General features: G+C 73.5%; 8 protein-coding genes. 5 read left to right on the top strand and 3 right to left on the bottom strand.

Going from position 1 to position 9,635, the window contains the following annotated elements; translation table 11 throughout:
• Positions 1-2: 2 nt before the first annotated feature.
• Positions 3-437, bottom strand: a complete 435-nt coding sequence (locus IEY96_RS20915; protein ID WP_189196488.1) for a DUF2690 domain-containing protein — start codon at positions 435-437, stop codon at positions 3-5.
• Positions 438-618: 181 nt separating this feature from the next.
• Here IEY96_RS20915 and IEY96_RS20910 point away from each other — a divergent pair, with 181 nt between their 5' ends.
• Entirely contained in the window at positions 619-1,527 is a 909-nt protein-coding gene (locus IEY96_RS20910; RefSeq protein ID WP_189196487.1) for an NAD-dependent epimerase/dehydratase family protein, read from the top strand.
• Between the two features lie 250 nt (positions 1,528-1,777).
• A complete protein-coding gene (locus tag IEY96_RS20905; RefSeq protein ID WP_189196486.1) occupies positions 1,778-5,017 on the top strand; it encodes a phage tail protein in 3,240 nt (1,079 codons plus the stop codon).
• A gap of 60 nt (positions 5,018-5,077) precedes the next feature.
• On the opposite strand, the gene IEY96_RS20900 is transcribed toward IEY96_RS20905, so the two are convergent.
• Both IEY96_RS20900 and IEY96_RS20895 read right to left on the bottom strand, forming a co-directional pair.
• On the bottom strand, positions 5,078-6,127 hold the full coding sequence (locus IEY96_RS20900) for a zinc-dependent alcohol dehydrogenase family protein (protein WP_189196485.1): 1,050 nt from the start codon (positions 6,125-6,127) through the stop codon (positions 5,078-5,080).
• A gap of 11 nt (positions 6,128-6,138) precedes the next feature.
• On the bottom strand, positions 6,139-6,522 hold the full coding sequence (locus IEY96_RS20895) for a MerR family transcriptional regulator (RefSeq protein WP_189196484.1): 384 nt from the start codon (positions 6,520-6,522) through the stop codon (positions 6,139-6,141).
• Positions 6,523-6,611: 89 nt separating this feature from the next.
• On the opposite strand from IEY96_RS20895, the gene IEY96_RS20890 reads away from it, so the two are divergent.
• From IEY96_RS20890 to IEY96_RS20880, 3 genes are all read left to right on the top strand, one after another.
• Positions 6,612-7,070, top strand: coding sequence for a hypothetical protein (locus tag IEY96_RS20890; protein WP_189196483.1), 459 nt, complete (start codon positions 6,612-6,614; stop codon positions 7,068-7,070).
• Positions 7,067-7,969, top strand: coding sequence for an arginase family protein (locus tag IEY96_RS20885; protein WP_189196482.1), 903 nt, complete (start codon positions 7,067-7,069; stop codon positions 7,967-7,969). Before IEY96_RS20890 ends, IEY96_RS20885 begins: the two co-directional genes overlap by 4 nt.
• A gap of 288 nt (positions 7,970-8,257) precedes the next feature.
• Complete coding sequence (locus IEY96_RS20880) at positions 8,258-9,541, top strand: cytochrome P450 (protein WP_189196481.1); 1,284 nt, start codon at positions 8,258-8,260, stop codon at positions 9,539-9,541.
• The last annotated feature ends 94 nt before the right edge of the window (positions 9,542-9,635 follow it).

Below are 9,635 nucleotides of genomic sequence, written 5' to 3'. Positions count from 1 at the left end.
GATCAGGCGCACGCCGTTCCGACGGACCCCGGCTGACCGTTCCACTCCGCCCGCACGCCGAGCGTCGGGGAGTAGATCATGCGCGTCCACGAGTAGTCGGCGCTGCTGGCCACGACGCCGCTCTGGTTGTATCCGGTCTTGCACTGGTAGGCACGCAGCTGCCAGGGGTACGAGGTGCCCCAGGCCGCCGGCACCCGCGCCCAGTTGGTCTTGCACGACGGCGACCACCTCAGCTCGACGTACGCGTAGGTTCCGGGAATCCGGGCGGACGCGGTCGTGTAGGCGTCAGCGCTGCACCCCGCGGCCTGCGGGTCCTGGCCCGAGCAGTAGTCCCCCCAGCAGGTGGCGGCCTGGGCGGGACTGGTTGCCGCGTCGACACCGGCAACCGCGACGAGCATGCCGAGCGCCACCGCCGTACGTTCGATGAACTTCCTCATGACCCTGACACCTCCAGCGTGTGCGGACTTCTGCATCGGCATCCGGTGGATCCCTCGTGGACGCCCGCCACCAGGATCGGCCCGGCCGCGTCCGGCGTCGGTCGCGTTGCAGCGGATCCTCCGGGGTGCAAGAAATCCCGGCAGGTCGAGCCGGTCCCTCCGCGCGGGAGAGGATGTGACCATGATTGGTCCTGTTCTCGAAGCAGCAGTTCCCAGGCGTGTCGTCGTCACCGGCGCCGCCGGAAAGCTCGGTCGCGCCGTGGTCGCGCACCTGCGCGCGGCGGGCGTCGACGTGCTCGCCGTGGACCGCGCCGGCGGGCGCGACCCGCGCGACGTCGACGGCGAGTTCCTCCTGGTCGACCTCACCGACTACGGGCAGGTGGTGGAGGCGTTCACCGGCGGCGCCGACGAGCACGCCGGCGGCGTCGAGGCGGTGGTGCACCTGGCGGCGGTCCCGGCGCCCGGGCTGCAGCCCAACGCCGTGACCTTCGCGAACAACTCGGCCGCGACGTACAACGTCTTCGCGGCGGCCCGGGCGGCCGGGATCAAGCGGGTGGTCTGGGCGTCCAGCGAGACGGTGCTGGGGCTGCCGTTCGACACCCCGCCGCCGTACGCGCCGGTCGACGAGGAGTACGCGCCGCGCCCCGAGTCGACCTACTCCCTGAACAAGGCCCTGGAGGAGGAGATGGCGCGGCACTTCTGCCGCTGGGACCCCGAGCTGGTCATGGTCGGCCTGCGCTTCTCCAACGTGATGGACGTCGAGGACTACGCGAGCTTCCCGTCCTTCGACGCCGACCCGCGTCTGCGCCGCTGGAACCTCTGGGGCTACATCGACGCCCGCGACGGCGCCCAGGCCGTCGAGCGGGCGCTCGCCCACGACCGGCCCGGCGCCGACGTCTTCATCATCGCCAACGCCGACACCGTGATGAGCAGGTCCAGCGCCGACCTGATGGCCGAGGTCTACCCGGACGTCGAGATCCGCGGGGAACTCGGCGAGCACGAGACCCTGCTCAGCATCGACAAGGCCCGCCGGGTCCTGGGCTACGAGCCGCGGCACTCCTGGCGCGACCACGTCGCGCCCACCGGTTGATCCGCCGATCAGGCGGGCGGGGCACCGGTGAGCAGGGCCGCGCCATCCGATCGGGCGAACGGGTCTGGGTCCGAAGGTGGTGCGGCCCGCCGGTGCGGCCGGAATTGGTGCCGTGCGGTGGAATCCCGGTGCGGCGTGGTACCGCGAAAAGACCTTGCCTTCTACGGTGACGTCCGGCACGCGGGCGGGTGGACGTTGCCGGGAACCGACCCGGTGGTGCCGTCTCGGGCGTTCACAGGGAGTTGACTGGATGCAGGTCTGGAGTCGCACCGTCGCGGGTCTGGTCGCCGGTGCCGTCGTCGTGATGGGCGTACCGGCGGTCGCGGGCACCGTGGCGAGCAAGCTCACCGCCACGGACGCCGGCACCACCGTGCGGACCGGCGCCGAGGCGATGAGCAGCAGCAGCGCGCTCGGCGCGGCGCGTACGGTCGCCACCGCGGCGCAGGTCGTGCCGGGGGACACCCGGCTGGTGCCGAGCGTGCCGCGCACCGACACGCCGAGGATCACCAACGGCGAGATCAAGGACCTGGAGGTGATCGGCAACCGGGTCTTCATCGCCGGCACCTTCACCTCGATCGCCAACGTCGGCGGGACCACCATCGCGCAGAAGTCGCTGGCCTCGTACAACCTGGACACCGGGAAGGTCGACACCGGCTTCAAGCCCACCTTCGACGGGTCCGTCGAGGCCGTCGAGGCGTCGCCCGACGGGTCGTCGCTCTACGTCGCGGGGTCCTTCAACACGGTCGGCGGCGTCACGAAGCGGAAGATCGTGAAGCTCAACCCGACCACCGGTGCGCCGATCGCCGCGTTCACCGCGACCGCGAACGCCCGCGCCACCGCGCTGGCCGTGAGCAGCACGGCGGTCTACGTGGGCGGCCAGTTCAGCACGGTGAACGGGGTGAGCCGCAGCGGCCTGGTCGCGCTCAACCCGACCACCGGCGCCGTGGACACAGGCTTCAACCTGCCGCTCACCGGGGGCATCGGCGTCGGCGGCATGCTCACCGTCCAGCAGCTCAAGCTGACCCACGACCGGAGCAAGCTTCTCGTCGTCCACACCGGTCGGCAGATCGCCGGCCAGGACCGCTACGGCGTGGCCCTGGTCGGCACCGCCACCAAGGCCCTGCTGCCGTGGCGTACCCGGCTGTGGGAGGACAACCTCTCCTTCGTCGGCGGCATCCAGCGGGTGTTCGCCGGTGACATCGCGCCGGACGACTCCTACTTCGTCGTCACCAGCGGCTCGGGCGGCGACCGGCCGCCGATCAACGACACCGCGATCGCGTACCCGCTCACCGGCGCCGACAACGTCCAGCCGCTGTGGGTGTCGCGGCACTTCGACAGCGTCTACTCGGTCGCCATCACCGCCACCGCCGTGTACGTCGGCGGCCACTTCAGCTGGCAGGAGTCGCCGACCTCCAACGTCCCGTGGCCGGGCCTGGACAACGTCGGGTACGGCACCGGCCAGGGCCTGAGCGGCTACGGCCTCGGCGACCAGGTGGTGCGCCGCGACCACCTCGGCGCGCTCGACCCGAAGACCGGCACGGCGCTGGAGTGGAATCCCGGCTCCAACTCGTACGAGGGGGAGAAGGCCATGCTGGCCACCGCGCGCGGTCTCCTCGTCGGCGGCGACGGCAACGTCAAGGGCGGCAAGACCGTCGGCCGGGTCGGCTTCTTCGACCTGTCCAGGGCGCCGGCGCCGGCCGCGGTCGACACCACCATCGTCACGCCCATCGAGGGCGCGGTGAAGCCGGCCAACGAGTCGTTCACGCTCGGCGGCCAGGCGCTGACGCCGGCCGGGGTCAGCCGGGTCCAGGTCGAGATCCAGAACCGGAACACCAGCCAGTACCTCCAGGACGACCTGAAGACGTGGGGCGCCGCCAACAGCATCAACGCCGCGGTGGCCGCGGTGAACACCGCCTCGACCACGTGGACGCTCCCGGTGTCGCTGCCGTCCGGCGTCTACCAGATCCAGGCGAAGACGTTCGGCCGCGACGGCGTCGGCGACGCCACGAAGGCGGTCAAGAAGATCGAGGCGTTCCGCTTCGACGACCTGCCGCCGTCGACCCGGATCGACTCCCCGCCCGGCGGCCTGCTCGCCACGAAGACCTTCGTCGCCACCGGCACCGCCACCGACGACAAGGGCGTCAGCTCGGTGGTCTACTCGTTCCGCACCCCGGACAACCGCTACCTCCAGGACGACGGGTCGGTCGCCGCGGTCTACAACACCTTCCGCGGCGAGCCGGACGTGATCGGCGCGCTGTCGACCACCTGGCAGTTCGAGGTGACCCTGCCCATCGAGGGTCAGTGGAAGATGACCGCCACCGCGGTCGACACCGCCGGGCAGAGCGACCTGCGCGGCGACACCCGGGACTGGACCGTCTCGTCGACCGGTGTCCCGCCGACGGTGGCCATCAGCGCGCCCGCGGTGATGACCCCGCCCACCGCGGCCGCGCCGGTCACCGTCGCGCCCGGCGCCGCGATCACCTTCGCCGGCACCGCCAGCGACGACGACGCGCTGAAGTCGGTCGAGATCTACCTGCGCAACAACACCACGCGGGAGGCGCTGGCCGCCGACGGCACCTGGGGTGCCGACTCGGTCGCTGCCTACTACCGGATCTCGCCGACCAACCTCAACGCCGCGTCGTACTCCTGGTCCTACACCACCGTGCCGCTCACCCCGGGTGTCTACGACTTCCGGGTACGGGCCACCGACAGCCTGGGCCTGACCACGTCGGGCACCAGCATGGGCCGCCTCAGCGTCACCGCCCAGGTGCCGGGCGACGCGTTTCCGAACGGTCTGCTGAGCTTCACCGGAGTGGACCAGAACGTCGACCAGCTGCACCTGGACCTGGCCGGCACGGCGACCGACGACAAGGGCGTGCAGAGCGTCCGGGTGGCGCTGCGCGACCTGGACACCGGCCGGTACGTGCAGCCGAACGGCACCATGGCCGCCGCCTTCGCCACGGTGAACGCCACGCTGGCCGCGCCGGGCGCGACGAGCACCGCGTTCAGCCTGCCGATCGACCTGCCCACCAAGGGCGAGTACAGCGTCGAGGCGTGGGCCGTCGACACGGCGGGCCAGCAGGACGGCTCGACCTCCGGCGCCACCGCCCGCTACCTGGTCTACCCGGGCGACCTCGACCCGCGCCTGGAGCCGAGCATCACCCCCGTCGAGGGCGAGGTCTACACCGGCGGGCGGATCGTGGTCACCGGCCGGGCCGTGGACGACATCGGGATGCTCCGCGTGGACATCCAGATCTCCAACAGCGCGGGCCAGGGGATGAACGCCGCCGGCACGTTCAGCACGCCGGGCACCCCCGGCAACTTCCCGTGGATCGCGTCCTTCCTGACCAGCCCGGGCTCCCCGGGGTCGAACTTCGCGTACACCTCGCCGGTGATCCCGGCGGGCACCTACACGGTGACGATCCGGGGGGTCGACAACTACGGGCAGCTCCAGCAGCCGCCGCGGACCGTCTCGGTGACCGTCAGCTGAACCGGCCGGCCGCGGACCGGTCCCCGGGTCGGGGACCGGTCCGCGGCCGCTCCGGCACGCTCAGCGGGGCTCGATGAGGCACATCCCGGCCGTCGTGGGCCGGTCCATCGTGGTCAGCGCGTCGGGCACCTCGTCGAGGCCGATGGTGCGGGTGATCAGCTCGCCGGGGCGCAGCACGCCGGCGGTGACCAGCCGGAGCAGCTCCGGGTAGGCGTGCGCGGCCATGCCGTGGCTGCCGCGCAGCTCCAGCTCGTACGCGATCACCCGGTCCATGGGCAGCGCCGGACGGCCCTGCGCGGCCGGGAGGAGCCCGACCTGCACGTGCCGGCCGCGTCGCCGCAGGCTCTCGATGGACGCCGCGCAGGTGGCCTGACTGCCCAGCGCGTCGAGGGACAGGTGGGCGCCGCCGCCGGTCGCCTCCCGGACGGCCGCCGCCACCGCGCCGGGGCCGGTGAGCGCGGCGCCGTCCAGACAGACCGTCGCCCCGCAGCGCCGCGCGAGTTCCCGCGCGCCGGGGGAGATGTCGACGGCCACCACCCGCGCGGCGCAGGCGGCCGCGATCATGACGGCCGACAGGCCGACGCCGCCGCAGCCGTACACGGCCACCCACTCGCCCGCGGCCACCCGTCCCTGGCTCACCACGGCCCGGAACGCCGTGGCGAAGCGGCAGCCGAGCGCCGCCGCCGTCGGGTGATCCAGCTCGTCGGGGAGCCGGACCAGGTTGACGTCGGCGTGGCGCACCACCACGTACTCGGCGAATGAGCCCCAGTGGGTGAAGCCGGGCTGCGTCTGCCGCTCGCAGACCTGCTGGTCGCCGGCGAGGCAGGCGGGGCACCGCCCGCAGGCGCAGACGAAGGGCGCGGTGACCCGGTCGCCGGGCCGCCAGCCGCGGACGCCCGCGCCGACCGCGGCGACGACACCGGCGAACTCGTGGCCGGGGACGTGCGGCGGGCGGATGTCGGGGTCGTGCCCCTGCCAACCGTGCCAGTCGCTGCGGCACAACCCGGTCGCCTCGACGCGGACGACCGCGCCGTCGGCCGGCGCCACCGGATCCGGGACGTCGCGGACCTCTGGCCGGGCACCGAACTCGTCGAAGATCACGGCACGCATGTCCCGCATCCTCACACGCGCGAGGTCGCGTCCGGAGCCCGGCCGGCCGGCCGCAACGGGCACCCCGTGTCGACGCGGGCGGCGAGGTCGGCCCGGAGGGCGGCGAGTTCGGCCATCCGGGCGTCGATGACGGTGATCTTCTCCTGGAACAGCGCCGAGAGCGCCGTGGCGGTGTCGGGCGCGGCGCGCAGCTCCGCGCAGTTGCGCGAGATCTCCGCCAGCGAGAAGCCGAGCGCCTGCGCGGTGCGGATGTAGTGCAGCCACGCCACGGTCTCGGGCGGGAAGTCGCGGTAGCCGTTGGGCAGCCGCCGGCCGGCGACGAGGCCGACCTTCTCGTAGTACCGGACGGTGTCCGTGCTGATCCCGGCCTGCGCGGCCAGCTCCCCGATACGCATGACACCTCGCCGGCCCGTGGACTTGACCTTGGAGCGTACTCCAGGGTTTAGCGTCGGGCGTCCCGCAGCCAGACCGGCAGGAGCCCGTCATGATCCGCCTTCCCGCCCCCTCCCACCCCGCGTACCTGCGCCTCGTTCGCGCGAGTGCCGGATACGACCTCGTGGTCACGGCCGGCTTCGCGACGCCGTGGACGTACGCGCTGCTGCACGGCGCGCTGTCGCGGCTGGGCGGCGCGCTCGGGCTGGGCGGCCTGCCCGCCCCCGACCCGATCCAGGTCCTGTACGCGAACCTCATGGGCTCGGTCGTGGTGGTGTGGGCGCTGCTGCGCCTCGTCCGGCCACAGCCCGCGCACGGCCGGTACGACGCCGTCGCGCGCGTTCTCTTCGCGACCTGGCAGGCGTACGCGCTGGCCCACGGTGCCACCCGGCTGCTGTGGCTGTTCCTCGTCGTCGAGGTGGCGTTCGGCCTCGCCCAGATCCTGCCCTGGTGGGCGAGTCGGCGCGTACCGCCGCTCCCGCGCCCGACGGGTGCCACGATGGGAGCGTGACAGCGCCGGGCTGGTATCTGGTGGGGGCGCCGTGGGACTGCTCGGCCCTCGGCCGGGGTGAGCGGCTGGCGCCGGCCGCCCTGCGCGCGGCCGGGCTGTCCGATCTCGTCCTCGACGACGCCGGGGACGCGCCGATCGTCATCGACGATGCCCGGCGGGACGAGGCGACCGGCGTACGCGCGCTGCGACAGACCGCCCGCGCGGCGCGGGTACTGGCCGACGGGCTCGACGACGCCGCCGGACGCCGGCCCGGCCGCCGGCCGCTGGTGGTCGGCGGTGACTGCAGCCTGCTGCTCGGGGTCCTGCTCTGGCTGCGCCGCAGCCGCGGCCGGGTGGGGCTCTGGTTCGTCGACGGGCATCCCGACTTCCTCGACGGCGCCGCCTCGCCGACGGGGGAGACGGCCGACATGGACCTGGCCCTGGTCACGGGCACCGGCCCCGAGCAGCTCACCACGCCGGCCGGGGTGTCCGCGCCGCTGGTGGCGCCCGGCGACGTGGTGCTGGTCGGCCACCGCACCCGGGACCTCGACCCGGAGGCCGCCGCCGAGGTGGCCCGGGTGCCCGACAGCATCCGGCGCATCGACGCCCCGGCGGTCGTCGGCGCGCCGCGGGCGTGCGGCGAGAGCGCTGCGGCGATGCTCGCCGACGTCGACGGGGGCGTCTGGCTGCACGTCGACTGCGACGTCCTCGATCCGGGGGCCATGCCGGCCGTCAGCTATCCGGAACCCGGCGGGCCGGGCCTCGGGCAGGTGGCCGACCTGCTGGCGCCGCTGTTCGCCTCGCCCCGGCTGCTCGGCGTGAGCGTCGCCGACTTCCGGCCCGACCTGGATCCGGACGGCACCCACGCGGCGGCGCTGGTCGCGCTGCTGCGCCGACTGCTGGCCACCGCCCCGGGCTGAGGCGTGAACACCGTTTTTCCGAGCACCCCCACAATGGAACGGCCGGGACGTCGATGCTCATTCGCGCCGCCTCGCGACAGGGTCGTTCGCGCTGCTCGGCGCGGATGTCAGGGCGCAACGGGCAACCCGCAAGTTGCAGCTGAGCAAGGAATTTCCGAGCGTGGCAAATCGCAATTCCCAAGGCAATTACATTGACGTGGACAAATCTTGACTTGATTCGCTGCGGGGCGCACCGTGAGAAGCGCCGGCACCCGACGGGTCGCCGGGTCGCCATCCCAGGAGGCGGTCATGCGGTGGAATCCGTTCGCCGGCGCGTATCTCGCCGACCCGGCACAGGCGTGGGAGCGGCTGCTCGACTCCCCGGGCGGGGTGCACCACGACGAGGACCTCGGACTGTGGCTGATCGCCCGGCACGCCGACGTGCGGCGGGCGCTCGGCGACACCGAGAGCTTCGGCAACGCCCTCACTCTCGCGCCGGTCTACGACGTCTGCCCGGAGGCCCTGGCCGTCCTCATGCGGATCGACGCCCCGCCCACCACGGCCGCCGCCGATCCCCCGGTGCATCCGCGGACCCGCCGAGCGCTGCGGGCCACCTTCGCCAACACCGCCGACCGCGTCGAGCAGCGCTACGGCGGGATCGTCCGGCGCCGGGTCGACGAGCTGGTGGCCCGCCTCGTCGCCCGCGCCGGGCAACAGGTCGACCTCGTCCGGGAGTTCACCACCGAGCTGCCCCTGCTGGTCCTGCTCGACCTGCTCGGCGTGCCGGAGCGGGACGTCGCCCGGGTTCGGGCCTGGGCGGACGGCCAGATCGCCCTGGTCTGGGGGCGGCCGGATCCGGCGGAACAGGTCCGGCTCGCCCGGGGCCTGCTGGAGTTCTGGCGCTACTGCCAGGCACTCGTACGCGACCGGCTCGACGGTGACCGGCCCGGCGACGGCTACGTGGACCAGCTGCTCGCGTACCGGGACGGCGACGACGAGGTGCTCACGGTCGCCGAGGTGACGAGCATCGTGTTCAACCTCCTGGTCGCCGGGCACGAGACCACGGCCGGGCTGCTCGCGCACGCGCTCGACCAGGCGCTCTCCGACCCCGACCGGTGGCGGACGATCGCGGCGGAGCCGCACCGGGTCCCCGGGTTCCTCACCGAGACCCTGCGCTTCGCGCCCGCCATCGACGGCTGGCTGCGGGTGACCAACCGGCCGGTCACGCTGGGCGGCGTCACCATCCCGGCCGGGGCGCGCTGCCTGCTGCTCATCGGCGCCGCCAACCGGGACCCGGCGGTGTTCGCCCAACCGGACCGGTTCGACCCGGCACGGACCGACGGGAACGACCACCTCTCCTTCGGGCACGGGCCGCACTTCTGCATCGGGGCGGCGCTGGCGCGGCTGGAGGGCGGGATCGCGCTCACCCGGCTCGCCGCGGCCCTGCCCGGACTGCGGCTGGCCCCCGGGCACCGCCGGTCGTACCACCCCAACGTGGCGTTCCGGGCGCACCGCGGCCTCCCGGTGGTCGTCGACCCGGCGGTGCCGTCCGGCGGCAGGGCGGCGCCCACCGTCGAGCGTCCGGCGGCCTGACCCGCTCCGCCGTGCCGGGCGCTGACCTGCGGACGCGATCACGGAGCGGAGTCATGTCTTCACACCCGTCCGTCGATGGGTTAAGAATTGTCCC

Source organism: Micromonospora fulviviridis (assembly GCF_014648395.1).
GTDB lineage: Bacteria > Actinomycetota > Actinomycetes > Mycobacteriales > Micromonosporaceae > Micromonospora > Micromonospora fulviviridis.
This window is presented reverse-complemented; position numbering and strand designations above follow the sequence as displayed.

What these genes read in the sequence shown, in the direction of transcription:
- IEY96_RS20915 (WP_189196488.1), bottom strand. Translation starts at nt 437, where the DNA reads ATGAGGAAGTTCATCGAACGTACGGCGGTGGCGCTCGGCATGCTCGTC.
- IEY96_RS20910 (WP_189196487.1), top strand. Translation starts at nt 619, where the DNA reads ATGATTGGTCCTGTTCTCGAAGCAGCAGTTCCCAGGCGTGTCGTCGTC.
- IEY96_RS20900 (WP_189196485.1), bottom strand. Translation starts at nt 6,127, where the DNA reads ATGCGTGCCGTGATCTTCGACGAGTTCGGTGCCCGGCCAGAGGTCCGC.
- IEY96_RS20895 (WP_189196484.1), bottom strand. Translation starts at nt 6,522, where the DNA reads ATGCGTATCGGGGAGCTGGCCGCGCAGGCCGGGATCAGCACGGACACC.
- IEY96_RS20880 (WP_189196481.1), top strand. Translation starts at nt 8,258, where the DNA reads ATGCGGTGGAATCCGTTCGCCGGCGCGTATCTCGCCGACCCGGCACAG.
- IEY96_RS20905 (WP_189196486.1), top strand. Translation starts at nt 1,778, where the DNA reads ATGCAGGTCTGGAGTCGCACCGTCGCGGGTCTGGTCGCCGGTGCCGTC.
- IEY96_RS20890 (WP_189196483.1), top strand. Translation starts at nt 6,612, where the DNA reads ATGATCCGCCTTCCCGCCCCCTCCCACCCCGCGTACCTGCGCCTCGTT.